The organism is Enterobacter sp. 186315, assembly GCF_053290175.1.
The window spans coordinates 18,338-43,459 of the sequence record NZ_JBPTTK010000027.1; the positions used below are offsets into that span (position 1 = coordinate 18,338).

Below are 25,122 nucleotides of genomic sequence, written 5' to 3' on the forward strand. Positions count from 1 at the left end.
ATAAAAAAGCCGCTTTCAGCACATTTAGGAATCATGTTGTTTGAAGTTTGGCTAAACGGGCGAATTAACTGAAAAAGTGAGTTGACGTTAGTACGGCTTTTACTTACATTAGCGCCCGTCCCGCAGCAACGGGACGACAATATGGTGAGGTGTCCGAGTGGCTGAAGGAGCACGCCTGGAAAGTGTGTATACGGCAACGTATCGGGGGTTCGAATCCCCCCCTCACCGCCATATTTTAAGAAGAGCTCGCATGAAAATGCGGGCTTTTTTTCGCATATTGCACGCCTGCGGGGGGGAATGAGAACCCACGACCGGGGTTCGACAACTGGCGACAGCCAGTTGGACAGACTGAGAGCGCAGCGAGCAGGCTGCCCATCGGGCGAGCGCAAGCGAGTCAATCCCCCCCTCACCGCCATATTTAAGATGAGAGCTCGTACGAAAGTACGGGCTTTTTTCTTTATATATTCCCCGAAAAGGGGGGGGATGAGAACCCCCGACCGGGATTCGACAACCCTGTGCCAATAAAAATATCCCCTTTAATACGTTTCCGGAGTTATTCGCATCAGCGTTTGTTACCGCCCTTCCCCTCATGTGAAAATCAGCGCCCGCCTCTCTACTTTTTTATTTCAACACCCACGCTGATGAAAAAACTGAAAACCCAATCGCTACTTATTTCTTGCGCAGCCCTGTTATTTCTCAATGGCTGCTCGCACTCCTCTATTGATGAAAAAAAGAAAGCGACGCCCAGAGGCGATAGCCCGTCCCGCTCCGCGCCCTCCGCCCAGCTCACCGATAAAGATATTTTTGGCAATGAAACCACGCTTGCGGTTTCGGAAGAGGATATTCAGGCGGCGCTTGAAGGCGATGGGTTTCGGGTGCCGCTCCATTCGCCGGTTATTCTGGTGCAGTCCGGCAACCGCGCACCGGACGCATTTATGCAGCAGGAGATGAGCAAGTATTATTCCGTTGCGACCTTCTCCGGTATTCCGGATCGGCAAAAACCCGTCAGCTGTAACCGAAATAGCGACGAGGAAAATAGCATCGTCGAAAACATGAACTGGATGCAGGCGCTGCGCTACGTGGCGGCGAAAGGACACCAGAAGGCGATTATTGTCTATCACGACACCCTGCAAGCGGGCCGCTATCACAGCGCCAGCAAAAGCATCGTCTGGTCAGATTATAAAAATGAAAAACTCACCGACGGCACCTCGCTGCGCTATCTGGTGCGTTTCTCGCTGATTGACGTCGCCACGGGAGAATGGGCCACCTGGACGCCCGCCAACGGCGAGTTTACAATCCTGCCTCCAGATGCCGAGGGCAATCAGCCTGCCGACATGACGGAACAGCACCTGGCAGAACTCAAACAGCACGCCTGGGCGTCGGTGGTAAAAGACCTGGTGCAGCGCTACCAGTAACCGCTTGCTGACTACCGCCCGTCACGGAGTAGTCAGCAGTTCCCTTATCTCCCCGTTAAAAAATACGCGTATTCCACAGGCTGAACGCGCTGGTGCCCGCCACGCTGTGATCCTGGGTGATGCTCTCATAGGTAAACGAAATCGCCTCTTCCGGCTGCCCGCCGCTGTTCTGGACGGTGTGAGGCACCTGGAGCGAAATGCGCGCGATGCGGGCGTTGATCAGTTTGACCTTATAATAGATCTCGTTAATGCCGAAGCGGTTGGTGCGGTAAAACTCAAAATCGCACAGCAGACACTCGTTTTCGTTGATTGCCTTGCTCAACAGCGGTGAGGATTTATCCACCGGCTTGGTGATATCCAGCGTCTGATGATTCACGTTTTGCGCCCGGCTCAGGCCGTGCGTGAGGCTGGTGACCATAATCTGATCCAGATGCGATATCTGCGCCTTATTGCCAATCGAGGCCAGCGAGGAACACCCGGCTGAAATCAGCCCCTGGGACTGGCCGTTCAGCGTCAGATAGACAAGATTTGCCATTGTACTACTCCTTTACTCATTCCCTGTTATCCCCGGCGCGTCCGGCTGCGGGGTTTGCGTCAGCAACTGCCAGCGGCTTTGTACGCCGTCCAGCCGTTCGTTAATCTGTTTTTCCAGCAGGTCGGTGCTTTTTCCGCCCGCCCGCGCCTGCTGATACTGCGTCAGCAGATACTCCAGCGGTATCTCCCGATCCAGCGTACGTTCGGCCTCATAAATCACCGTTTTAATATGCGAGAGCGTGAATCCGGACTTTGCCTTCTCACGCTCCACCAGCAGTTCGGCAAAGGCGCGCAGATCCTCGCGCGTCTGCTGCCAGCCCAGCATCTGCGGGCTGTTTGCCGCCCGCGCCGCCAGCGTCATCCGATCCTGCGTGCTGACCCGCTGCTGGGGCAGATAGACCTGCCACCACCAGCCGAGCGCCAGCACCGCCCCGGAACAGAGCGCGCCGAGCGCAAACCCCACCCGCCCGCTTCCCGGCTTTATTTTCTGCACAGGCGGCGCAGAAGGCTCGGGCGGCGCCTCCCCTTCCGGCTGATAGACCAGTGTGCGTACCGCTGTTTTCACGGGCGCTTCCGGGGTCGCCGCCGCCGGAGGCTCCTCGTGGCGCCTGCGCGTGTTCTGCACAAAATAGAGCAGGTTTTCTACCCGCGGCGGGCGTTTCACCCCTGCCTGCTGGATCGTGTCGCAGATTACCTGTAGCGCCCGCTCCACCCGCATCAGCAGCGGCTGATCGGCCTTCGAAAAGGCCAGCTGCTGGCGCAGGATGCTGCCGGTGCGGGTGTTAAACCAGTCGAGCATTTCACGCCGCGCCGCCTCGTCCTGCGGCCAGAAGTTATCCCACTCCCGGCTAATGAGCGCCGCCAGCAGCTCCGTCCCTTCACAAAACCCCGCCAGCCCCTGCGTGCGGGTGCGGGCCAGGGTGTAGTAGGTGGCGGTATGGAGATCCACGCCGTTGCGCTCAAAGACGGTCAGCGCCAGCGCCTCGACCCGCTTCCAGTCCATCATCGGCTGGGCCGGATGGCTGGCCTTGTTGATCTCCTCGCGCATCTCGCTGAACGCCGCCAGGCCGCGCGGATCCTGTCCGGTGACGATCGTCAAAGTCTGTCCACTCATGGCTGGCCCCTCAGTAGAGCGTTTCCGGCAGGTGGAACTGGCTAAAAAGCCCGCCGGCGAACGGGTTATCCTGCGCGTCCGTGTGGATACGGTAGGTCATGGTGCCGTCGTCAACGCTGAAGCGGGCGGTAAAGCTCCCCTCCTGCACGCTGGTTAACTGCCCGGCGCCAAACAGGCGGAACTGCGCCCACGGCCCGCTAAAGGCGATGCTGCGCGGCGCTTTGCCGTTCGCGCCAATCAGCGTCAGCTTGCTTTCGTTACCTTCACGCATGGTATTCGGCCACACCAGATGCGCCCTGAAGTTGCGCCCCTGGGCGTAATCCACCAGCTGGCCGTCAAGGTTCAGCACGCTGCGCCGCTTATTGCCCGACAGCGAAACGGTCTCAACGGCAAACTGCGTGCCCAGCCCGTTCTGGCGGCTAAAGAAGGTGTCGCGAATGTTCTGCGCCATCTCCAGCTGCCGGAGGACGTCTTCGCGTATCATCACGTTGTCATCCCCGTTCATCCCCCGGCGGTTTTCCACGAACAGCTTCAGGTTCTGCTGATAGAAGGTATCCAGCACGCCGTCCGGCTTAAAGAAGCGCTCGAAGGCGTCCAGCGAGGCGTCCTCTTTGGCCTGCGGGTTAAACGGATATTTATTCGCTAGCTGGGCGTTGAAGATCTTCACCACGTTCTCGTTCCAGTCCAGCTCCATGTAGTGAACCGCTTCAATCATCACCACATGCCAGGCCTCATCCGCCAGTTTCTCCACCCAGCGGTTCAGCGGCGCAGGCAGGGTTTTCGCCATCTGTCGGGTAGTGAAAATCGGATCGCTGCTGTTCTGGTCAAGCCTGAGCTGTACCGCCTTCAGGGCCGATTTCCCGCTGACCGGCGCGTTCTGGATCGCCAGAAGGTAGCGGTGAAGCTCGGTCAGCTGCTGATAGACCGCCTGCAACGTGCTGGCCTTGTCTTTCTGCTCCTCCAGGGTGCTGTTTTCCGGGGCGAACTCATGCCCCAGACGATTGAGCAGCCGCCAGTCTGGCTCGCGCTGCGCCTCCGCCCGCTCTTTATCATCCAGTTTCTCGGAGAGCACCGGCGGGCGCGTATTGTCGCGCAGCGCGGTCAGCACCCGCAGGAAAGGCTGATCGCCGCTGACGATCTGCTCCAGCGCCCCGGTCAGCGCGGTCAGCGACTCAAACTCGCGGATGGTAATGTTGTCCATCCCCGCCCGCCAGGTGGCGGTGTAGTCGCTGATGTACTGCTCGGTCAGCTGGCGCTGGATCTCCGTGCGGTCGGCGTCGCTGTAGGAGACGTTGCGCGTCAGGGCCAGCACCCAGGAGTCCATCGCCGTCAGCGTGACCAGCTCGTCGCGCTGCTTCACAAAATAGCTTTGCAGTCCGTAGCGGGTAAGGAACTGATGGACAATCAGCCGATCGTCATCGGCGGACACGAAGATCCGATCGAAGGTCGGCCCGGTCACATCGCGCAGGCTGAGATCCGCAGGAAGCACGCCAAGCGCGCGGGTTTTCAGGCTCTGGTAGACGCGCTGATAGACCGGCAGCTTGCTCAGATCTTTTTGCGCCGCCGCCACCGGCCTGTCGTATGGCGTCCACAGGTGAATAGCGTCCCCGTCGCCCTTCTGGCGCTTGCCGTACCAGTCCGTATGGCGCAGGGCGTAGTCGAGATGGGACATCAGCTGGGTCTGCACCCCCTGCTTCCCGTGAAACGCCTCGCTCCAGCGCCTGGCCATAAACTGCTTCACCACTTCCGGGTTACGCCCGCTCTTGTCCTCCAGCATTCGGATCACGCGCAGGATGGCGAGCTTATCTTCCGAGCCCGGCGGCGCGTTGTTGAGATCGTCGATCAGGCCGTTCATCAGCGCGGGCAGGTAGCGCTGTTCCAGCAGGTGCAGATAGGTCTGCTCGACGTAAGGCCCCACGCGCGTCCCCTGATACAGCCCCATATCGGCAAACCAGCTTTTGTCGCCCCAGTGGCCGTAGGCCAGGGTGGCGTCGCGAACGGGGTTGAGCAGCGGCAGCTGGAGCTGCCCGGTGTTATCGATACCCTGCGGCGGCGGAACGTCCATGAACGATTTCGCCTGTGCCAGCACCTTCAGCCCGGCGCGGTAGTTTTCGTTATACCCGTGATGCCAGCCGCCAGCCAGCAACAGTGCAGCCACCGCGCCACAGCCGCCCACGATGCTCATCCGACGACGCGATCCCGCCAGCCACAGGCGGTTCTCCCCGGCCATGTTCGGCTCGGCCAGCAGCACCTGCGGGAACAGCGCGCGGGAAAAATAGGGGCTGGAATCCACCAGCGGCCAGGCGCTCAGGGAGCCGCTTTCAAGGCCGTACTGGCGGGCGGCGGACTGGGTAAAGATATCGTCCATCTGGCCCCGTTGCAGCGAGGAGGTCAGCCAGACGCCGCGCAGCAGCACGTCCTGATGCTCCCCGTCCAGCAGCGCCTCCAGCAGCGAGGCAATCACCTCTCCTGCCCCCTGCATCTGGCGCGAGAAGCTAAAGGCCGCGCTGCGCGACGCGGCAGACTGGGTCAGCATCTGCGAGGCCAGCGCCCGGTTCATCCGGTCGCCCCACGCCTGCCAGAAGCTCTCCAGCTCCATGCGCCAGTCGTCGCTTTCATGCGCCTGACGGGTGAAGGTTACGCCCAAAATCCGATCGCGCTCGCGCCTGTCCAGCGCGCCAAACCAGGCGCCAAACCCGGTCAGCAAATCGAGATGGGTCAGCACCACGTAGACCGGCAGCCGGGTATGCAGGGACTGGCGCACCTCCTGCAAGCGGCTGCGCAGCATCTGCACCAGCCGTTCGTGGCGGCGCTTGTCGGCGGTCAGCAGGTCCGGCAGATCCAGGGTCAGGATCAGGCCGTTCAGCGGCTGGCGGGTGCGCTTTTGCAGCAGCCAGCCGAGCCAGTGCTCACGCAGGCGGCGGTGCAGCACGTCGCCCTCCTCCGTTTGCGTCAGCACGCCGTCGGTATCGAAGATCACCGCCTGTTTGCCGACGTACGGCGTAATAAAGAGGCGCTGCTCCGCGCCGCGCAGGGCATCCGGGGTATAAATCACGTCCGCCGGGAAACCTTCACGCAGCAGCGCGGTTTTGCCGCTGCCCGCCGGGCCGATGACGGCATACCACGGCAGTTGCCACAGGTAGCTGCGAGTGTCGAGATGGCGCTGAAGGCGCAGCAGCCAGCGGTCGAGATAGCGCTGCTGGCGGTTAATGGCGACAGACAGCGGATCCTGCTCTTCCTGGCGCTGCTGCTTCTGCTGTTTTTCCATCAGTTGCAGGCGCTTCACCACCCTGACGGTCAGCCAGATCAGCGCCAGCAGCCCCCACAGGGTCGTAGCCAGCCAGCGGTGGGTCAGCGGTTTTAGCCACTGTTGCCCGTACAGCGTCCACGCCGGGCCTTTCCACCAGATCCACACCAGCAGAAAAATCCACGCCAGGGCCAGCAGCCAGACCGCTGACACCTTAAGCCGGGGCATAGCGGGTTTAAGCATGGTGCTCAGTCCGCTAAACATCCGGGGGGTAGGTATTTTGAACACAAACGCTCCTTGTTATTTTCTGACCCGGTCTTCCAGCTGTTGCAACAGGTCTGGCTCCCAGTCTGCCAGCGCGATGTGCCGCGCGGCCTGGTTGAGGGTGTGATAATGCTGACGGGCAAGGGCTACCATGCCGGATGCCTCAAGCAGCTGCGCCGTCAGGTATTCCCGATAAAAATGGGTGCGGGGGCCGCCCGGCGGCAGCTGTTCCAGCCACGCCAGCGCCGCGTCCAGCCCGCTGGCCTGATAGCACTCCCACACCTGCTCAGCGTCATCGGATGAGGCGGCGGGTTGCTGCGGCGCGTCGCGTAACCACTCGCGGGTGGCGTCGCCGATAAAGGCGGTTCTGTCGTTAAACAGCAGGCCATCCAGGGCGGGCAAACGCGCAAGCAGCTGGCGGGCCTCGTCGCGGATCGCCTGCGCCACCTCGCCATAGCCGAGGCGCAGGGCAATGCTGGCCGAAAGATGGTGGCCGTCCAGCCAGTACGGGGCCAGCAGCAGGCTCTGCTCCACCTGCTGCCAGAGCGCCGCATCCGCACGAACCGCCCGCGCCTGGTAATCCGCCACCATATCGGCAGACACGGCGGCAAGCGGCGTGCGTCCGTCGCTGTCGGCCTGCGGGGCGCTGGTGATGTTTTGCCACAGCGCCTGACGACGCAGGCGATACCCCTGCGCCTGGGCGGGCTGTCGTTCACAGAGGATCGCCGCCACCTTCAGCAGCGTATCGCGCCAGGCTTTTTCATCATGGCTGTCGACCGATACCGTCGGCGCACTTCGGACGGGCGCAGCTGGCGCACGAGCAGGGGTATCAGCCACGCCCTGCGGCGCTGGCGACGCGTCGCGAAACGCCCGCTGATAGCCTGCGGACAAATCATCCACCGCGCCTGCCAGATCCGGCACGCCGGACGCCTGCCAGCCGAGCGCCAGCCGGGCCAGTTCACCCAGCAGGGCATCCCGCTCCTCAGGCGTGGAGGCGCTGGCAAAGCCCGCCATCCCCGGCTCGAAGCGCTTAAGAATTTGGCTGGCAAAACGCTTTTTATTGGCGGCATTCTGCGGCCAGGCGATGTCCCAGTACTGGCTGACGTACTGCGCCAGCATCCGCAGCGCCAGCAGGTGATCCCCCGCGTGTTGCAGGGTGCGCAGCAGGTGCGACACCAGCCGAATATCTTTACTTTCGCTGGCAAGCAGCTTCAGCCCGCGACGTTGCAGCTCGGGGAGATCGAGCTGCGCGTGGTTGAGCGAGCCGAGCTTGACGATCTCCCCGTCGATGTACTCCCAGTCCGGGTGGTCGTCGGCAATGCGCGCGGCGCGCTTCGCCTCCGGCAGGCTCTCCAGCAGATGCGCAAGCCAGATTTCCGGGTTTTGTCTGTCCATAGTGTTACTCTCCCGCCCAGTGGCAGGCGTCACGCAGCGGCGCGATGGTCTGCGCCAGCCCGTCGATGTTAAAGGTCATTTTCCCCGCGTCGCTGCCGGTGTGGGTGTCTACCGTCAGGGTTTTCGCGCCAAACAGCGCTTTGATCTCCTCGATCCCCGTCAGCCCCCGGCTGGACTCCAGCAGCGCGCCGTTTTCGCGCACAAACCAGCGGGAGCGGAGCTGCCCTTTCTCGGTGGTCAGCACCACGGGAATATCATGCTCCTCGCGGGGAGCGCTCAGCGCCAGCTGCATCCGGGTGATGTTATCCACGCAGCTGAACATCAGGACCGGGCGCGGCGGCAGGCTGCCGATAGCGGGTGCGGTAATAATCACCGCCGGGCGCTCGCCCCCGGAGCGGCTGACCCGCAGCCCGGTCGTGTTATCCGTACGCTGCCGCTCCTGGGCCAGCGCGCGCGTCCAGGCCTCGCCGTCGTAGCGCGCTTTTACCAGCGCCCCGGCAAAGCCTTTGCTTTGAACCGGCGCCAGAAGCTGGTCATAGCAGTCCAGCCGCTCCAGCGCGGCGGGCACCTCGCGACAGCGCTGCATGGCCGTCAGCGTATCCGGTATCTCAGCGGCAAACGCCGATGCGCCCCCCATCAGCAGCGGCACAAGCCCGCAGATAAAACGCTTCATACCGCCCCGGCTTCCGCAACCGGCGCATCTTCAACCACCGCGCTGAACGCTCCGTCCCGCGCGTCAAGGGTGATGCAGGCGATAGCAACGCTTGCGCTCATTTTCTGCAACAGCAGCAGCGAGAGCGGCGGCAGCATGTCGCCGTCGATGACCGACTCCAGCATTCGCGCGCCGTTCTCCGCCCGGGTGACGCGCTGCATGATCTCCTCGCTCACCGCAGGGGTTATCACCACCTGCGCGCCAAAACGGGTGTGCAGCACGCTCTCCAGCCGGGCCAGTTTTGCGGCAATGATGGTGGTCAGCGTGTCCCGCGATAAAGGCAGGTACGGCACCACCTCCATGCGCGCCAGCAGCGCCGGTTTGAAGAACTCCGCCAGCACCGGCCAGAGCGCGTCGTGCATCGCTTCCGGGCTGTCGGCGCGATCCACAATCACCTGATAGCCGAGGTTCGAGGTGAGGAAAAAGAGGATATTTTTGCAGTCGATCAGCCGCCCTTCCCCGTCGGCCATTTCGCCCTTGTCGAACGCCTGATAGAAGAGGTTCAGCACGTCCGGATGGGCTTTTTCCACCTCGTCCAGCAGCACCACTGAATACGGTTTCTGGCGAATCGCCTCGGTCAACACCCCGCCCTCGCCGTAGCCGACATAGCCCGGCGGCGAGCCGATCAGGCGCGACACGGTATGTTTCTCCTGGAACTCGGACATGTTGATGGTGGTGAGATACTGACGCCCGCCGTAGAGCAGCTCCGCCAGTTGCAGGACGGTTTCCGTTTTGCCCACCCCGCTCGGCCCCGCCAGCAGGAACGCCCCGAGCGGACGCCCCGGACGGCGCAGGTCGGCGCGCGCCGTCAGCAGGTGTTTATGCAGATGGGCAATCGCCAGTTCCTGCCCTTTAATGCTTTCACCCAGCCACTGCGGCAGGTCGGTAATGACCGACATCTCGTTCTGCGACAGGCGGTTCAGCGGCACGCCCGTCCACTCGGCGATCACCGAGGCAATCTGTTTGCTGTCGACGTGCGGGGAAACCAGCCGCTGCGTCTGGTGCAGCGCCTCAAGCTCTGCCCCCAGCGCCGTAAGACGCGCCGGGCAGCCCTCCTGCTCCGCCAGCAGCGCCTGGCGCAGGGCGATAATCTCCTGCACCAGCGCCTGCTGCTGTTGCCACGCCGCCTCCAGCGCCCGAAGCGCCGCCTGCGCCGCGTCGTGCTGTTCGTGCAGTTCATCGAGCCTGCCGCCGTCGGTGCGCAGGCCGATCCGCACCTCGCGCTGAAGCTGGCGGATCTCCGCGTCAAGCTGGTGGCATTGGGTGGTCAGCGCCGAGACCTGCTTAGGCGGCGACGACAGGTTGATCGCCACGCGGGCGCAGGCGGTATCCAGCACGTCGATGGCCTTGTCCGGCAGCTGACGCCCGGAGAGGTAGCGGTCGCTGAGGCTGGCCGCCGCCTGAAGCGCGTCATCGTCAATCAACACGCCGTGGGACTGCTCATACACCGCCGCCAGCCCGCGCAGAATAACGGTGGCCTCGGCCACATTCGGCTCGCTCACCTTCACCAGCTGGAAGCGGCGCGACAGGGCGGCATCTTTTTCAAAATACTTTTTGTACTCGCTCCAGGTGGTGGCGGCGATGGTTTTCAGCTCGCCGCGCGCCAGGGCCGGCTTCAGCAGGTTCGAGATATCCAGCCCGCCCTGCTGGTTGCCCGCGCCGATCAGCGTGTGGGCTTCGTCGATAAACAGGATCACCGGCACCGGAGAGTGCGTCACCTCCGCCATCAGCCCCTTAAAGCGCTTTTCAAACTCGCCCTTCACCGACGCCCCGGCCTGTAACGCACCGAGATCCAGCATCATGATGGCGGTATGCTTCAGCTTGTCCGGCACCTGGCCGGCCACAATACGCAGCGCCAGCCCCTCAATTAGCGCGCTTTTCCCGACCCCGGCTTCGCCCACCACCACCGGGTTGTTTTTGCGGCGACGGCAGAGAATGTCGATCATCAGGTCGATTTCACGATCGCGGCACAGCACCGGATCCAGCCTGCCGCTGCGGGCCTCTTCGGTCATGTTCTTCGCGTAGCGGGCCAGCAGGCTGTCGTCCGGGCGCACGGGCGCAGTCTCGCCCTCACTCAGCGCCACCGACTCCGCGGAATCTCGCGTCCAGTCGGCAAAATCCTGCTGCAACCGATCGCGGTTGATCCCGGTGAGCAATCGGGCAGCCGCTGGCGGCACGTAGCGCGGGGCCGCGTGCAGCAGGGCCAGCAGCAATATCCCGCCGCGCAGCTCGCTGGCCTGCATTTCCGCCGAGGCCAGCAGCCAGCCGTCGCGCAGCCAGTCCACCAGCAGCGGGGAGAACGCCGGATAGCTGTCCGCATGGCGCAGCGTCGCGTAATGCTCTACCGTCAGCGCCTGCTCCAGCTCCGCCACGCCAATATCGGCTTTCTCAATTATCACCCGCAGGTCGCTGCGCGGGATCGCCAGCATCTGTTGCAGCACGTGGCTGACCGAAATTTCCGTTGCCTGCTGGCTCATGCAGGCGGTGGCCGCCATTTCCAGCGCCTGGCGGGAAAAGGCGTTCAGCCGTTTTACCAGCGTGGAGATATCAATCTGAATCATGTGGTGTCCTTACCTGGCAAGCAGCCGGTTTAACTGGTGAAGAATGTCCTGGGTCTGCGCGTCCAGACGCAGCAGGTAAAACAGATAGACCAGCGCCAGAACCACGCTGCCGCCCAGCAAAATGTGTTTGATGGTCAGGCGTTTCATCAGCCGGTAGCGCCCGCCCGGCGTTTTTTTATCCTGATGCAGCAGCGGGAACGGCACGTCGCCGCGCTGCCCGTGCAGGACGTGGTGCAGGCGACGGTAAATCTGCTCGAACTCATCCTGCCCCTGGTTTGCCACCTTGTAGCGGCCGCGAAATCCCAGCGAGAAGCAGAGGTATAAAAATTCCAGTAAATCCTGGTAACGCACCGGCTCGCGCATCAGGCGTTCGAGCAGAATAAAGACCTTCTCCCCGCCCCAGGATTCGTTGTGGAAATGGACCAGCAGCGACTGCCTGATCCACTCGTTTTTATTCGACCAGCCGTTGCCGAGCGCCGCTTCATCAATAAAGGTGCAGAGGATGTAGCGAAACGACACAATCACGCCCGGCTCGTAGCCCTGCTCCTGCAACAGCTGTTCTACCGCCTGCACGTCCGTCACCACCTGAGCAAACAGGTGCTCCGGCATGGTCTGGCTGTTCATGCCCGACAGGCGCATCACCATGCCCAGCAGCGGCGTGGCGGCGTCGATCATCGGGTTGAGGCTGTTTCCGCGCAGCGTCAGGCGGTACTGACGTCCGGACGCAGCGCTAACGGATTCACTCATCGCCTTAACCCCTTATTGCCCACAGCTGCATATCCAGCTCCGGGAAGGTGCCGGAGATGTGCATCGCCAGCGCCCCCGCTTTCACCACGTCCTGCCAGGCAGCGGTGCCTTTTTCCAGCTCGAAATAGACGTAGCCGTCGTGATACGGCAGCTGGCGAGGCGCGGCGGGCAGCGTGCGCAGCGGAATGCCCGGCACCTGCACGCTGACCATATTGCGGATTTTGTCGGTGGCGGCGATTTTCGACTGCTGCGTAAACTGGAGGATCAGCTGGCTGTGCGGCATCCGCGCGCGAACCGCCAGCACGAAGGCACCGGACTGGAGCAGGCCCGGATCGTTGACCGTCGCCAGATAGACCCCTTCGGTGAAGATCAGCGGCAGATTCTGGGCGCGCGGTTGCAGGACGATATTGAGCGCCCGGCGCAGCTCCGGGATCACCGTTTTAAACGAGCGCGTCAGGTTTCGGTGGTCGTAAGGCTCCACCTCGCAGGGCAGACGGCTGTTCTCGGTGAAGGTCATCAGCTCACCCAGCAGCCGCACCAGATCGAGATAGAAGCTCTCCGGGTGCAGGGTGTGCAGGCGCGCGCGGTGGGAAAAATGCATCTGGCTGCGGTTAAGCAGTTGCAGCATCATAAATTCCGCCACGTCCGCAATCCCGCTCTGCTCCGGCGAGCCGATCCGCTTCGCCAGATCCGTCGCGCGGGTGGCGATCATCCCCTGCACGTCGCCCACAAAACGGTTGAGCAGCGGGCTGACGCGCAGGGTCTGGCAGGTCGGGATAAACTCCTCGTCCAGCACCAGCGCCCCGCCGGGCTGATAGCTGCGGATACGGCACAGCGGCAGCACCACCATCGCGCTGAGATCGTCCGCCCCGCTGACGATTTTCAGCGCCAGCTGGCCGAGGGTCAGCGACTGTACGTCGCCCTCGTCGCTGTGGACGTCACGCACGTCGGTGCGCGTCACGCTGTAGCGCTCCGAGCTTTGTCCGGCGCTGCGTACCCCCTGCACTTCGCTGATGTTGTGCGTCGCCACGGGCAGCGCAAGGTAGATATCGCGGCTTTCCGGCGTGGTCAGCTCGCGCGGCTGAAACGGCAGCGGCAGCAGATCCTGGTCGGGGATGCGGAACAGGGTGCCGTCCGGCATACAGCCTGCGGCGCGGTCAATCATCACCTTCCCCTGCGCCAGCAGTTCGATGTTCAGCGACAGCGCCGTGAATCCCCAGGCATAATCTCCCAGCGCCTCCAGCCGTTCGCACAGCATGGCGTCGTTATGGCGCTGCTGCTGCTGAAAGTGCTGCGGCAGGGCAAACATCCCCTCCTGCCAGAGCACCCGGTTTTTCATTGTGGCCATCGTCAGTTGTCCTCTGTTTTTATTTCAATACTGTTCTGTCGCACGTGGACCAGCAGCCGGTACGTTTGCCCGCTGCCCTCCACGGGCTTGAGTTGTTTCCATTCGCTGGCCTGGTCGTCGGAAAAGTAGGCGACGATGCCGATAAACCGCGTTTTGGGATCCAGCTTCACCGCCGCCAGCGTTTTCAGGGCGTCCGGCAACAGGGTGAAGTCCTGATGGTCGAGATAGTTTTTCCCGAGCGCCTCCGGCAGCGGCGTGGAGGCCAGCAGGTCGTAATCCGCCGCCAGCAGCTTTGAGTCATCGCTCAGGTACACCAGCTGCACGTCAACGGGGGCGGCTTCCCCCTCGCCGTTCAGGTTGCTTTCCGGCTCGGTCAGCAGCGTGACGATCAGCTCAGAGGGCTGATCCTTGTTATCGCCGACCTGAATATCCGGATCGGCAATCACCTGGCCTATCTTTTTGGTCATGGTGCAGCCGCACAGCGCGCTCGCCAGCAGCAACACCAGCAGGGCGACAACCCGTTTCATGCTTCCGGCTCCCGCTGTTTTTCACGCAGCACCCGGTCATACACCTGGGCGTAGACCTCGTTAAACAGCATGGCGAACCCCTGCTGCCGATCCGAGGCCAGCTCGTCGTAATAGTGGCGGTACATGCTCCAGGCCCCGGCGTCATCCAGCTCGCGGCGCAGCTCGTGGCTGCGGCGATACTGCACAAAGCGGCGGGTCAGGCTTTGGGGCGAGAAGGCGTCGAGCATCACCCGCAGCGCTTCGGATATCGCCGCGCGGTTGGCCTCTTCGTGGTGGCGGATATTGCGCAGGCTCTCGCCGATGGCCGCAGGCGCCGCGAGATGCACCGGGCTTTTGCCCCCGGCAAACATCACGTCCAGCGCGGCGTCGTAGTTCAGCCCCAGGCGCAGCGGGTTATCCTCCAGCGGACGCAGGTGTTTATCCGACAGGCTGTTCTGGCTGTGCTGTAGCTCAAGCAGCCCCTGCACCGCCGCCCGCAGCGCACGCCCGGCCTCTTCGAGAAAGGCGTCGGCCTCCTGTGAGTTATGCACCACCAGCGAAGTGCCCAGCCCGCGCAGCAGCGGCGATAGCGCCAGATGTCTGGGGGCCATATCGGCGTGGGAAAATTCGTCTTCGTCGCGCGGGGTGGCGTACACCGGGGGCAGATCCATGAAGGACATGTCGATCCCGCCGTTGGCCTTCAGATCCGAGAGCGGCACCGTGCGCGGCCCGTGCTCCGCGCTGGAGGTCATGGTCGTCAGATTTTCACTCTGCAATACCTGGAGCGGATCCGAGGAAAAGCTGTTTACCACGGTGGCGGTCATCTGATGACGCATCTGCATGCCGGGGTATTCCGGCTGCCCGTCGGTGGACATAAGAGCGTCTACCAGGCCGTCGCGCTGGGTAACGATGCTTTCCGGCGTCGCCATCTGCTCGTCGTAGCTGACGCGCTTGCCCTCATGCAGAAACACCTTCAGCGCCAGCGCGCCCAGGCTTATCTCATCGCCCTGATGCAGGCGCACCAGCCCGGCATCCGTTGACACGGGCGCAAGGTTGATCATCAGCCCCGGCATCAGGCTGCGCAGGCAAAATGCCCCGTCGTGGCGGACGATGGCGCAGGCGCGCCCGGCAATCGAGCCCGCGCGATCCTGCACCGGCCAGTGGCAGGCCTCCGCATGACCAATGTCGCCGCCGTCACCGGAAAACAGGCAGCGCGCGGCGCGCCCGCTCTCCAGCTCATTGCCGTTCATGACCTGTAGGGTCAGTGATACCTTGCCGCGTGGGTGTTGTTCCGCAACCACAGACTGCTCCATAAAATTACTCCCTGATGTGGAGGGTGACGTAAGGCGGCGTCTGCGGCTGACCGATAAACGCGGTTCGGCCCAGACGGGTATTTGTTTTATCGCCGAGCTGCATCCCCTGCGCCTGCGCGGGGGCCAGACAGAGCTGGAGATCCCAGGCAAGCTGGTCGCGCAGGAGGAACGAGACAAACATCTGCAATGCCTGGTGGTGTTCGCCGTCGGGCAAAAACGACAGATAACGCTCCATCGACAGACTGCCTATCCGCAGCAGAAACTTGCCGCTGCGATCCGGCACGCGCGCCCCGAGGGTGAAATTAACGCCCAGCACCGAGCGTCCGGCCACGTACCCGGCGGTGCGGGTCTTGGGATTGCGCTCCCCCAGACGGTTCTGCTGCGCGGGGGCAATCGCCACCTTACGCAGCTGCCAGCCTTCCACCGTGACGTCCGGCAGGTCAAAACAGTGGGAAACCAGATTGCATACCACGTCCGGCGCGCGTCCCGGCGTCGCCAGCACGCTGGCGTAGGCCAGCATTTTGCTGTGGTTGATCGCCAGCTTGTCGCGCACCGCCGGGTTCCCCAGCCCCACCAGGGCGTACATGCGCTGCGAAAACCGGTCCGTGCCGCCGTTGCGAAAGCAGGCGTAGTAGCGGTATTTGCGCCAGGCGTGGTAGGCAAACTGCGTCCAGCGGTGGCTGAACAGATCGAGAAAGGCGTTCAGCCCCTCTTCGTTTTGCGCCGACTCCCGCGCCATCCGGTCGAGGTAATAGCCCGGCAGCGGCGACTGGCTGCCGGAAAAGCCGAGAAAGCGGGTGGTTAAGCGGAACTGGCCGCGCGCGTCGCGGGTGAGCGAGGTTAAATCGCTCCCCGGAAAGGCAATGCTGGCGTCCGAGCTGAACAGCACTACCTCGCTGTCCGGCTCCGTGCGCAGGGAAGGCTCCTCACCGGGTGCGCCGTGGCGACGGTAGAGCGACTCCAGCAGCGCATAAAAGTTGATGCCCCGCACGTCCGTCGGAAACGCTACATCAGGTCGTGCTGGCCGCTGCTCTGCCATTCCCAGGCCTCCTGACTTTCCGTGTTGATGATTTTCAGACAGTGAAACGCGTTGATGCTCGCGTACAGCGAGAAGAACTGCGACAGCACCGTGCCGAGCAGGTAGACCTCCCCTTCGCAGACAAAGGGCGCCGGATCGATCCACAGGGTCGTGGCGAGCCCCCGGATCGGCACGCCTTTAAACAGCCGGTCGACGGGCCGGGTTTCCATCGTCTTGATGGCGTCGAGCTTCTGGCGGGAGAGCCGCGCCTGCTGCGGGTGGTGAATGCCCGGCAGATCGAAGGTGCGCAGGATCTGCACCAGCACGTCCCGGTCCAGCAGGGAGAGATAGTTGAGGTTCATACTGGAAATCAGCGACCAGTGCATGTCCCCGTCCGTCACCGGATAAAGCGGACGCGTCGGGCGCGTGATGTTGCTGAACGAGGCCACCGCCGGGTTTTTGCCGATAGCCACGCAGATATCGCCGGCGTGCAGCCGTGCGGGCAGCATCCGGTTGGTGCAGACCAGCGCGGCGGTGATCACCTCGCCTTTCATCTTTGCGGCCTCCGGCACTTCGCCATCGGCGTGGACAAAGGCAATCGCGTGGTCGAGGCCGCGATGGAACAACGAGGTTTTGGTCCGGTGATGCCAGTAGACCACCTCGCGCTGGCGGCTGTACTCAATCTGGTGGTTGAAGCTTTCAAACTCCGGCCACAGGCGATGCGCTTTAGAGGTATCAGACCCGGCGGTTTTACTGGAAACCGACTTCACGCGGAAAATGTCATAGGCGTCCGGCTGCTGATGGCTGGCGCGCAGCGGATACTGCGCCGCGCTGCCGTCCGGCCTGACCGGTTCGGCATGGTGGACAAACAGGTTCACGGCGGGGGTGCAGTGCAGGCGCAGCGAACTGCGGCGCAGCTTGATATCCACCGGCAGCGGCTGGTTAAAGCGCAGGCGCAGCGTGAACGCGCCCGCCGGGAAATCGTCCGGCAGCGGCGCCACATCGCACAGATGAAAGAAAAACAGCCCCTCCGGGTAGCAGAAATACTCCTGCAATACGCGGTAGCCGTTGTGGACGTTCTTCGGCCAGGGCAGCAGCGCATCGTCACGGGCAAAACCGGCGGCCTTCAGCCACAGGTCCGGCAGGGGAACAGAGCGCTCGCCCGCGACCAGCTCCGCGTCCATCAGGCGTTCGCTGAACCAGAGATAGAGCTGATGGCGGGTGTAGTCGTCGTCATTGCCGAGCCAGAAGGTGATTTTATTGAGATCCAGCGACCCTGGCGACACGCCCGCGTCGATAACAAAATCGACGTCGATAATGCCCTCTTTGAGGGTGCTGTTGTTGCGCACGTCGACCAGTTGCAGCGGTTGCAGCCAGGTATCGCGCGCCAGCGTGAAGTGGCAGGCCGGAACGCTTTCCCGGCCCGCGTCGGTTAACGCCCCTTTATGCACCGAGGCACCGGACAGGTTCGACCGGGTGGCAATCAGCTCATCTCGGGAGACCTTGACCGGCGTCTTGAGCGTGTTTTCGGGGGTGTGTTCAATCACGGTCATCGACGGCACCGGGCGCAGGTAGTTCGGCCAGAGCATGCGGATGATCCCGTGGGTAAATTCCGGGAATTCGTCTTCCAGCTTTTGACGCAGGCCACCGGAGAGAAAGGCGAAGGCTTCCAGCAGACGCTCGACGTCGGGATCGCCCTCTTTCTCCGCCAGAAAACGGGCCAGATAGGGCTTTTCCTGCGCCAGCAGTTTTCCCAGCTGACGCAGGTAATCAAGCTCTTCGCGATAATAACGTTCTTCAAAAGCCATGTATTACTCAACCCGATAGCGCTGGTGGTTATCCAGCAGGATGTCAAACTCAAGGACATCTGCGGCGTCGGTGAAATTCACCTGCGCCACAATATGAAAACGCAGCTCCATAGGGGCGTAGCCGTGCGCGGAGGCGGCGGTGACCGTCACCTCCGCGATCCGCGGTTCATAGCGCAGGATGCAGTCACGAATACCGCGCCCAATCTCCTTGCGGAAATCGCTGGAGGCCAGCGCGTCATCGTTTAGATCGTCGATCCCAAGCTCCGGGGAGCCATAACAGCTGCCGGAACGGGTATTGAGGATGTTGTGCAGGTTGTGCCTGATGGAAGACAGCAGCGCCGTCTTCGGCTTACGCTGCGGGGACATCGCCGCCGCATCGCCGATACGCTCGAACAAACTTCCTCCGATACGCCGTTCCGTCACCGTGCTTACTCCTTGTCCAGACGGCCAACCAGAGACAGTTCGAAGCTTGCGCCCATGTATTTGAAGTGCGGACGCACGGAGAGCGCGACCTGATACCAGCCCGGCTCGCCCGCCACGTCCAGCACCTCAATTTTGGCCTGGCGCAGCGGCTTACGGCTGCGCACGTCTGCCGGCGGGTTCTCCTGATCGGCCACGTACTGGCGGATCCAGGTATTCAGCTGGTTTTCCAGATCGCCGCGCTCTTTCCACGACCCAATCTGCTCGCGCTGCAACACTTTGATGTAGTGCGCCAGGCGGTTGATGATGAACAGATACGGCAGCTGGGTGCCGAGGCGATAGTTGGTTTCCGCCTCTTTGCCTTCCGGGGTGTTCGGGAAGTTCTTCGGCTTTTGCACCGAGTTGGCGGAGAAGAATGCCGCGCTGTCGCTGCCTTTGCGCATGGTCAGGGTGATGAAGCCCTCTTCCGCCAGCTCGTATTCACGACGGTCGGTGATGAGCACTTCAGTCGGGATTTTCGCCTGAAGCTGGCCCATCGCCTCGTACAGGTGAACCGGCAGATCCTTCACCGCCCCGCCGTTCTGCGGGCCGATGATATTCGGGCACCAGCGATATTTTGCGAAGCTTTCGGCCATATTCGCCGCCAGCAGGAACGCGGTGTTGCCCCAGAGATAGTCATCGTGGTTGCGGCTGACGTCCTCGCGATAGTTAAAGCTTTTCACCGGATTGTCGCCCGGCGCATACGGCTGGCGCAGCAGGAAGCGCGGCACGGTCAGACCCAGATAGCGGGAGTCTTCGTTTTCACGCAGGGAGCGCCATTTGGTGTAGGCCGGGCCTTCGAAAATCGCGCTGATGTCTTTGATGCCCGGCAGCTCCGTCCAGGAGTCCAGACCCAGGAACTCCGGTGCAACTGAAGAAAGGAACGGCGCGTGCGCCATCGCGCCCACCGCGCTGACGTATTGCAGCAGCTTCATGTCGGCGGCGTTATTGGCAAACGCGTAGTTACCGACCACCGCCGCGACGGGTTCGCCGCCGAACTGGCCGTACCCGGTGGAATAGACGTGTTTGTAGTAGCCAGACTGGGTGATTTCCGGTGCGAACTCGAAGTCATCGAGCAGCTCTTCTTTGGTAACGTGCAGCAGGTGGATTTTGATGTTTTCCCGCGTATCCGCACGGCTCACCAGCAGCTTAAGGGAGCGCAGGAACGACTCCAGCTCCTGAAACTCCGGGGAGTGGCAGATCAGATCCATCTGACGACCGAGGCGCTCGTCGATATCGGCAATCATGGCGTTGACCGCCAGAATGTCCACGGACTCCGCCTGATGCTTCAGCAGCGCAGCGATAAAGGCGGTTACCCCCTGGCGGGCAATATCGTAGCTTTCCGACTCGGGCTGAAAACGGCTCTGCGCCATGATGTTATCGAGCAGAGATCCGGTCGCGAGCGGTGCTGCGCTGACCGGCGTCACTTCTTCCTGTAAAGACATTGTGCAATCCTTATGCAAATTTATTTCTGACTGGCGATGCCCAGTTCCTGAATCAGCTGTTCGCGGGTTTCTTCATTCGCCAGCAGCGCCTGAAGCTGAGCACGAAACGCGGGGATATTGCCCATCGGCCCTTTCAGCGCCACCAGCGCCTCGCGCAGCTCCAGCAGTTTTTTAAGCTCGGGCACGCTGGCCGCCACGTTGTCCGGAGAGAGATCGGCCAGAGAGTTGACCTTCAGGTTGATCTCCATGCGGGCATCCGGCGCCTCGCTGAGCGCTGACGGCACGGAGAACTCGCGCGCGATCCCCGATTCGGCGATCACCGCATCGAAGTTGTTCTTATTGATTGAGACCGGCTGGCGTTCGTCCAGCGGCGTGTCGTCGGCCTTACCTTTCAGATCGCCCGTAATCAGCAAATTAAGCGGTAATTCCACTTCTGCAATCTGACCATCCGTTTTCGGAAGGTAGCGAATATTAATACGTTCTTTCGGGGCGATACTGCCGTCTTTATTGTTGCTCATCAGGAGTTATCCATCTGGTTATCGGTGAATTCCCTTTGGGCCATAAGAAATTAAAAAATCCGCACAGCAAAACATCCCGGATTGTTTTCTCAGGGCAGTAAACAGGGGTGGCACTTTTTTAAAGCGTGCATGATACGGTTAAAGGCGGGGGTAAAAAATGTCCGTTTGCGTACGTTGAATTATGCTCGTGTGGGAAGTATTTACTTCACGCCTGAGTTTTGGTTATTAATAAGGATAGGATTAAAGGTATGGATGGATATATTCAGGGTAGGAATGGTAATAATGGGTCATTAAGCCATATTCTCAGAACGCAGGCTAAAATTCAGGCAGAGGCATTAAGGCAAATCTCAATTAAAGCTTCTGGTTTCATCAACCATGATGAAGTGCGTTATTCTTTTTTAACGAATGTCGAAGCCTTTACCGAAGCTCAGCTTGAATGCATTGAGAGCGGTCGTTCACATGCGGAGAAAACGCAGGCGCTGGCCTATTTAAGAGAAGAGCAGGATTACCTTGAGAAACAAATAGGCTGGCTTGAATCTAAACAGGTACAACCCGCAGCGTCTGTAGAAGTACGAATTATAAATGGGGTGTTATCTTATGTTGTAAAAAGTATTGGACTATTAGGAGGGGTATTGCAAATGGTCTCAGGAGGCGTTCTTCTCTTTGCAGGGACACCTACAATAGTGGGATCAGCAATGGGTGCCATGCTCGTTATGCATGGAATAAATAACATAATTGAAAATGGTAGCAGTTTATTTTTCGATGATGATACCGCCATAGGCCCTATGACTTATCTATATGGCGAAACAGCCCATTTTTTTGGCTATGACCGAAATTATGGCAAGTTGGTTTTTGCCGGGATGGATCTGGGTTTATCTGCAACAGCTCTGCTAGGAACTAAACTCGTACCCCATGCATGGAGACTGTTTGACTATATACCTTCTGATTACGAGAGAGGATTCAGAACAATGAGTTCCCTGGAGTTGGCTTTTGAAGCATTTCCTGACATAGCCACACTTTACTCAGGAACGCAGACCTACTATTCGTTAACCGATTCCGCACCTAAAGACCCTCTTCAACCACTTATTCCGTATCATGATTATTAGTTGCGGCCACGTCAAACTGTGGTATATTTTTTAATATATTTCATCATAAGTATTGAGAGTTTCAATGAGTGAAAATGAATTAATCAAAATAATGTATGAAGCAAACTTTACAAAAAAACAGATAGACAAATTAAAAATTTATTCTAATAGACACAGAATGTCTCTGTACTCTACAGTACATGAGAATTCCCAGCGCTTTATTAGATCGTTATTCATGCACATCTTAACCTTTTTCTTTATCTTGTTAGGACACTCTTTAATTAAAGAGAGCAATGGAACTGAATTCACAAGAGCTTTATTCTCGCTTAGCATATTGGGTTTAACATACATAATTTTTTATATACTTGCCCCATTACCTCTTGGATATAAATCCAGGAAAGTCATTAAAATCACACAAAAAAGACATCTTAACTATTAATACTGTTGAATACAAAACCCTCTTTTCATATATACAGCATTTTAAAATATAGGTGTTCCAAATGAATGAAGATGAATTAATAAAACTGATGTATATGAATGATTTTTCCACAAAACAAATACATACATTGAAAAAAGTTTCAGAGAAATATTCCACATCGTTATATGACACAGTTTCAAAACTGTCGCAGCTTTTTTTTAAATCCTTATTTCTACATATATTAGCATTCGTTATGTTGTTTCATACATACTTACGTTATAGCGAACAACAAGGGCATAATATTACGATGCTCATTGGATGCCTTGGCACCCTAGTTGTTACCTATATCATTCTTGATTTTGTTGCGCCATTATTCAGAGGGTATAAAGCTAGAAAAGTCATGAAGGATATTAAGAAAAGGACCCAATCCTTATCTTAACATGGTCTTTTTATAATCGATATTGCATTGTTATAGATTTTTAGATCTCAAGTATCAATTAGAGTTAATTTGTAATGAATATCACCATAAAAAATTGGGCATAAACATGAGTGAAGCCAAACTTATCGAAATAATGTATATGTGCAAATTTTCAACCAAACAGATATCACGTTTAAAGGGATTTTCGGCACGACGTAGCACAACGCTATACGATACTGTTTACGAACTTTCACGGCATTTCTTTAGATCCTTATTCCTGCATGTGTTAATGTTTTTCTTTGTACTGCAATCACATTTCCTTCTCAGCGAAAATCACGGAACGCCAATGGGACGGGCGTTATTTTCACTTAGTTTTCTGTGCCTGATCTATTTAGTTTTCAATATAGTCTTGCCGATAACCCAGGCATACAAAGCCAGAAAAGTAATTAAGGAAATTCACAAAAAAGGGATATTCAGATGATGGGCTAAAAATAGCATCCAGCCATAAAACAAGAGTCAATATTATAGTTAATATGTTGCTTCAGAGATCTAAGGGCGGCTGGAACAAAAAATATAAAAACACAGAAAAAGGCGGCGAAATCGTTTAGCACACAAAATATTACCCCACCTCAACTTTAACTCCGCGTTCCGCCCGCAAAACCGCATTCAATAATCACTAAAACTGATGACAAACGCCTTCTCATACGTTTATTTTACTGTAAAATAAATAAACATTCATTTAAAAAATGAATGCCACCGATATATATAAACCCCATATATCCAATAATATCTATTAATTCTTTTCTCGACGATAAATCTTCCCTGAACTGACACATCAAACTCGATGTCCGTTTGCGTACGTTGAGTTCCTTAATCAAAAAACGTATTAAATACGGCCTTCTGTATTAGATGCTATGAAAATAGCCTCGAACACGGAAGTTCATATCACGTAAATTAAGGAAAGGATTTTTACATGCCAACACCGTGTTATATCTCTATCAAAGGACAAACCCAGGGTCTGATTACTGACGGCGCGTTTACCGCAGAATCTGTGGGCAACATTTACGTCCAGGGTCACGAAAACGAGATGCTGGTGCAGGAATTCAGCCATAACGTTACCGTCCCGACCGATCCTCAGTCTGGACAACCTTCAGGCCAGCGTGCGCACAAGCCGTTCATCTTTACCGTGGCGCTGAACAAAGCCGTTCCGCTGATGTACAACGCACTGGCCTCTGGCGAAATGCTGCCAGAAACAGAGCTGCACTGGTATCGCACCTCTATTGAAGGCAAGCAGGAGCATTTCTTCACCACTCGCCTGACCGACTCCACCATTGTGAATATCGACTGCACGATGCCGCACTGCCAGGACGACACCAAACGCGAATTTACGCAGCTGGTTAAAGTCTCTTTAGCGTATCGCAAAATCGAGTGGGAACACGTTTCAGCAGGCACTTCAGGTGCTGACGACTGGCGTGCACCGCTGGAAGCATAAGGTTTTATCCACAGCATTCCTCCCTGACGGGCGGAATGCTTTTTTTTTGAAAATCGGGAGGGTCAAATGTCTTTAAAAGGTTTGCGTTTTACGCTGGATGTTGATGGTCAAGAGTCAGACACCTTTGCTGTCGTCAGTTTTCAGCTGAATCAAAGTCTTTCTTTCCCGTTTTTCATGACGGTTACCGCTGCCAGCCGGTCATTTGATCTGGAAGCAAAAAATCTGCTCGAAAAGAGTGCCACGCTGACCATCTGGCAAGGACTTAACGCCTTGCGTGAGGTGAAAGGCGTCGTCGCCAGCTTCGCCATGAAAGAAAACAGCGACTGGCAAATCCAGTACCAGTTTAAAATCCAGCCGCCGTTGTGGCGCTGTGGGCTACGTAAAAATTTCCGCATCTTTCAGCAGCAAGATATCAAAACCATTTCCGCTACCCTCCTCGATGAAAACGGCGTCACCGAATGGCTTCCTGCGTTCAATGAAACCCACCCTGCCCGGGAATTTTGCGTTCAGTACGGCGAATCTGACCTGGTATTTTTATCGCGCCTGTGGGCTGAAGAAGGGATTTTCTTTTACGACAAGATTTTGCCAGAGGGCGATGAGCAGAAACTGGCGCTGTGTGATGATGTATCCGGCCTGACAGCGATAGCGGATGCCTTCCCGTTTAATCCGAATACCAGCACCCAGACGATAAATGAATGCATTAACGCATTCCATTACGAAGCTAACGTTCGTCCTTCATCCCTCATCAGCCAGGATTACACCTTCAAAATGCCGGGATGGCAGGGGCAGTACGCCCAGCAGGGCGCAAATCTGAATAATCAGTTCACTCAATACGAGATTTTTGATTATCCGGGCCGCTTTAAGGATGAATCACACGGTGAGGCCTTTAGCCGCTACCAGATGGACGGCCTGCGCAACAATGCGGAGAAAGCCAGCGGTTGCAGCAACTCCCCGCAGCTATATCCGGGCACACGCTTCACGCTACAAAACCACCCGCAGGAAACGCTTAACCGCGAGTGGCAGGTCGTGAGCAGCCTGCTTTCCGGCGAACAGCCCCAGGCGCTGCACGGCAGTAAGGGGGCCGGGACCACACTGCGTAACCAGTTCACCGCCATCCCTGCCGACCGAACTTGGCGCTCTCAACCGCTGGCAAAACCTAAAGTCGATGGCCCGCAAAGCGCCGTCGTCACCGGGCCAGCGGGTGAAGAAATTTTCTGCGACGAACATGGCCGGGTGCGGGTGAAGTTCCACTGGGATCGCAACAGCCCGAAAAGCCCTGAAGACACCTCCTGCTGGGTGCGCGTA

19 protein-coding genes and 1 tRNA gene are annotated in these 25,122 nt (G+C 58.6%); 5 read left to right on the forward strand and 15 right to left on the reverse strand.

What is annotated here, in order from left to right; genetic code table 11:
* Positions 1 to 143: 143 nt before the first annotated feature.
* Both ACSVHP_RS21010 and ACSVHP_RS21015 read left to right on the forward strand, forming a co-directional pair.
* Positions 144 to 231, forward strand: a tRNA-Ser gene (locus ACSVHP_RS21010).
* A 419-nt stretch (positions 232 to 650) separates the two neighbouring features.
* Positions 651 to 1,415 (forward strand): hypothetical protein, encoded by a 765-nt coding sequence (locus ACSVHP_RS21015; RefSeq protein WP_447552885.1) that lies wholly within the window; start codon positions 651 to 653, stop codon positions 1,413 to 1,415.
* A gap of 55 nt (positions 1,416 to 1,470) precedes the next feature.
* On the opposite strand, the gene ACSVHP_RS21020 is transcribed toward ACSVHP_RS21015, so the two are convergent.
* Genes ACSVHP_RS21020 through tssB form a run of 15 tightly spaced genes read right to left on the reverse strand, consistent with a single transcriptional unit; the run spans position 1,471 to position 20,404 of the window.
* Entirely contained in the window at positions 1,471 to 1,950 is a 480-nt protein-coding gene (locus ACSVHP_RS21020) for an Hcp family type VI secretion system effector (RefSeq protein ID WP_447552873.1), read from the reverse strand.
* A gap of 12 nt (positions 1,951 to 1,962) precedes the next feature.
* Entirely contained in the window at positions 1,963 to 3,063 is a 1,101-nt protein-coding gene (locus tag ACSVHP_RS21025) for a type VI secretion system ImpA family N-terminal domain-containing protein (RefSeq protein WP_447552874.1), read from the reverse strand.
* Positions 3,064 to 3,073: 10 nt separating this feature from the next.
* Complete coding sequence (gene tssM, locus ACSVHP_RS21030) at positions 3,074 to 6,598, reverse strand: type VI secretion system membrane subunit TssM (RefSeq protein ID WP_447552875.1); 3,525 nt, start codon at positions 6,596 to 6,598, stop codon at positions 3,074 to 3,076.
* Between the two features lie 12 nt (positions 6,599 to 6,610).
* Positions 6,611 to 7,969, reverse strand: a complete 1,359-nt coding sequence (gene tssA / locus ACSVHP_RS21035; RefSeq protein ID WP_447552876.1) for a type VI secretion system protein TssA — start codon at positions 7,967 to 7,969, stop codon at positions 6,611 to 6,613.
* A gap of 4 nt (positions 7,970 to 7,973) precedes the next feature.
* On the reverse strand, positions 7,974 to 8,642 hold the full coding sequence (gene vasI / locus ACSVHP_RS21040; RefSeq protein ID WP_447552877.1) for a type VI secretion system-associated protein VasI: 669 nt from the start codon (positions 8,640 to 8,642) through the stop codon (positions 7,974 to 7,976).
* Positions 8,639 to 11,242: a type VI secretion system ATPase TssH gene (tssH, locus tag ACSVHP_RS21045; RefSeq protein ID WP_447552878.1), complete on the reverse strand. Its 2,604-nt coding sequence runs from the start codon at positions 11,240 to 11,242 to the stop codon at positions 8,639 to 8,641. The genes vasI and tssH overlap by 4 nt, the downstream gene beginning before the upstream one ends.
* A gap of 9 nt (positions 11,243 to 11,251) precedes the next feature.
* Complete coding sequence (gene icmH / locus ACSVHP_RS21050) at positions 11,252 to 11,989, reverse strand: type IVB secretion system protein IcmH/DotU (RefSeq protein ID WP_447552879.1); 738 nt, start codon at positions 11,987 to 11,989, stop codon at positions 11,252 to 11,254.
* A 4-nt stretch (positions 11,990 to 11,993) separates the two neighbouring features.
* Entirely contained in the window at positions 11,994 to 13,337 is a 1,344-nt protein-coding gene (tssK, locus tag ACSVHP_RS21055) for a type VI secretion system baseplate subunit TssK (protein ID WP_234673634.1), read from the reverse strand.
* Between the two features lie 2 nt (positions 13,338 to 13,339).
* On the reverse strand, positions 13,340 to 13,864 hold the full coding sequence (gene tssJ, locus ACSVHP_RS21060; protein WP_417314907.1) for a type VI secretion system lipoprotein TssJ: 525 nt from the start codon (positions 13,862 to 13,864) through the stop codon (positions 13,340 to 13,342).
* Positions 13,861 to 15,156 carry a type VI secretion system-associated FHA domain protein TagH gene (gene tagH / locus ACSVHP_RS21065; protein WP_447552880.1) on the reverse strand — a complete coding sequence of 432 codons (1,296 nt, stop codon included), beginning with the start codon at positions 15,154 to 15,156 and terminating at the stop codon, positions 13,861 to 13,863. Before tagH ends, tssJ begins: the two co-directional genes overlap by 4 nt.
* A 4-nt stretch (positions 15,157 to 15,160) precedes the next feature.
* Positions 15,161 to 16,195: a type VI secretion system baseplate subunit TssG gene (gene tssG, locus ACSVHP_RS21070; RefSeq protein ID WP_417314910.1), complete on the reverse strand. Its 1,035-nt coding sequence runs from the start codon at positions 16,193 to 16,195 to the stop codon at positions 15,161 to 15,163.
* Positions 16,162 to 17,982: a type VI secretion system baseplate subunit TssF gene (tssF, locus tag ACSVHP_RS21075; RefSeq protein ID WP_447552881.1), complete on the reverse strand. Its 1,821-nt coding sequence runs from the start codon at positions 17,980 to 17,982 to the stop codon at positions 16,162 to 16,164. Before tssF ends, tssG begins: the two co-directional genes overlap by 34 nt.
* Positions 17,983 to 17,985: 3 nt before the next feature.
* On the reverse strand, positions 17,986 to 18,405 hold the full coding sequence (gene tssE / locus ACSVHP_RS21080) for a type VI secretion system baseplate subunit TssE (RefSeq protein WP_417313386.1): 420 nt from the start codon (positions 18,403 to 18,405) through the stop codon (positions 17,986 to 17,988).
* 5 nt (positions 18,406 to 18,410) lie between these two features.
* Entirely contained in the window at positions 18,411 to 19,886 is a 1,476-nt protein-coding gene (gene tssC / locus ACSVHP_RS21085; RefSeq protein WP_447552882.1) for a type VI secretion system contractile sheath large subunit, read from the reverse strand.
* Between the two features lie 20 nt (positions 19,887 to 19,906).
* Positions 19,907 to 20,404 carry a type VI secretion system contractile sheath small subunit gene (gene tssB / locus ACSVHP_RS21090; protein ID WP_417313384.1) on the reverse strand — a complete coding sequence of 166 codons (498 nt, stop codon included), beginning with the start codon at positions 20,402 to 20,404 and terminating at the stop codon, positions 19,907 to 19,909.
* A gap of 248 nt (positions 20,405 to 20,652) precedes the next feature.
* On the opposite strand from tssB, the gene ACSVHP_RS21095 reads away from it, so the two are divergent.
* The 3 genes from ACSVHP_RS21095 to tssI form a co-directional block, all read left to right on the forward strand.
* On the forward strand, positions 20,653 to 21,510 hold the full coding sequence (locus ACSVHP_RS21095; protein WP_447552883.1) for a DUF4225 domain-containing protein: 858 nt from the start codon (positions 20,653 to 20,655) through the stop codon (positions 21,508 to 21,510).
* Between the two features lie 1,788 nt (positions 21,511 to 23,298).
* Complete coding sequence (locus tag ACSVHP_RS21100) at positions 23,299 to 23,817, forward strand: Hcp family type VI secretion system effector (protein ID WP_417313383.1); 519 nt, start codon at positions 23,299 to 23,301, stop codon at positions 23,815 to 23,817.
* Positions 23,818 to 23,883: 66 nt separating this feature from the next.
* Positions 23,884 to 25,122 (forward strand): type VI secretion system tip protein TssI/VgrG (tssI, locus tag ACSVHP_RS21105; RefSeq protein ID WP_447552884.1); only part of this gene is annotated, 1,239 nt, incomplete at its 3' end.

What these genes read in the sequence shown, in the direction of transcription:
- ACSVHP_RS21020 (WP_447552873.1), bottom strand. Translation starts at nt 1,950, where the DNA reads ATGGCAAATCTTGTCTATCTGACGCTGAACGGCCAGTCCCAGGGGCTG.
- ACSVHP_RS21025 (WP_447552874.1), bottom strand. Translation starts at nt 3,063, where the DNA reads ATGAGTGGACAGACTTTGACGATCGTCACCGGACAGGATCCGCGCGGC.
- tssA (WP_447552876.1), bottom strand. Translation starts at nt 7,969, where the DNA reads ATGGACAGACAAAACCCGGAAATCTGGCTTGCGCATCTGCTGGAGAGC.
- vasI (WP_447552877.1), bottom strand. Translation starts at nt 8,642, where the DNA reads ATGAAGCGTTTTATCTGCGGGCTTGTGCCGCTGCTGATGGGGGGCGCA.
- tssH (WP_447552878.1), bottom strand. Translation starts at nt 11,242, where the DNA reads ATGATTCAGATTGATATCTCCACGCTGGTAAAACGGCTGAACGCCTTT.
- icmH (WP_447552879.1), bottom strand. Translation starts at nt 11,989, where the DNA reads ATGAGTGAATCCGTTAGCGCTGCGTCCGGACGTCAGTACCGCCTGACG.
- tssK (WP_234673634.1), bottom strand. Translation starts at nt 13,337, where the DNA reads ATGGCCACAATGAAAAACCGGGTGCTCTGGCAGGAGGGGATGTTTGCC.
- tssJ (WP_417314907.1), bottom strand. Translation starts at nt 13,864, where the DNA reads ATGAAACGGGTTGTCGCCCTGCTGGTGTTGCTGCTGGCGAGCGCGCTG.
- tagH (WP_447552880.1), bottom strand. Translation starts at nt 15,156, where the DNA reads ATGGAGCAGTCTGTGGTTGCGGAACAACACCCACGCGGCAAGGTATCA.
- tssG (WP_417314910.1), bottom strand. Translation starts at nt 16,195, where the DNA reads ATGGCAGAGCAGCGGCCAGCACGACCTGATGTAGCGTTTCCGACGGAC.
- tssF (WP_447552881.1), bottom strand. Translation starts at nt 17,982, where the DNA reads ATGGCTTTTGAAGAACGTTATTATCGCGAAGAGCTTGATTACCTGCGT.
- tssC (WP_447552882.1), bottom strand. Translation starts at nt 19,886, where the DNA reads ATGTCTTTACAGGAAGAAGTGACGCCGGTCAGCGCAGCACCGCTCGCG.
- tssB (WP_417313384.1), bottom strand. Translation starts at nt 20,404, where the DNA reads ATGAGCAACAATAAAGACGGCAGTATCGCCCCGAAAGAACGTATTAAT.
- ACSVHP_RS21095 (WP_447552883.1), top strand. Translation starts at nt 20,653, where the DNA reads ATGGATGGATATATTCAGGGTAGGAATGGTAATAATGGGTCATTAAGC.
- ACSVHP_RS21100 (WP_417313383.1), top strand. Translation starts at nt 23,299, where the DNA reads ATGCCAACACCGTGTTATATCTCTATCAAAGGACAAACCCAGGGTCTG.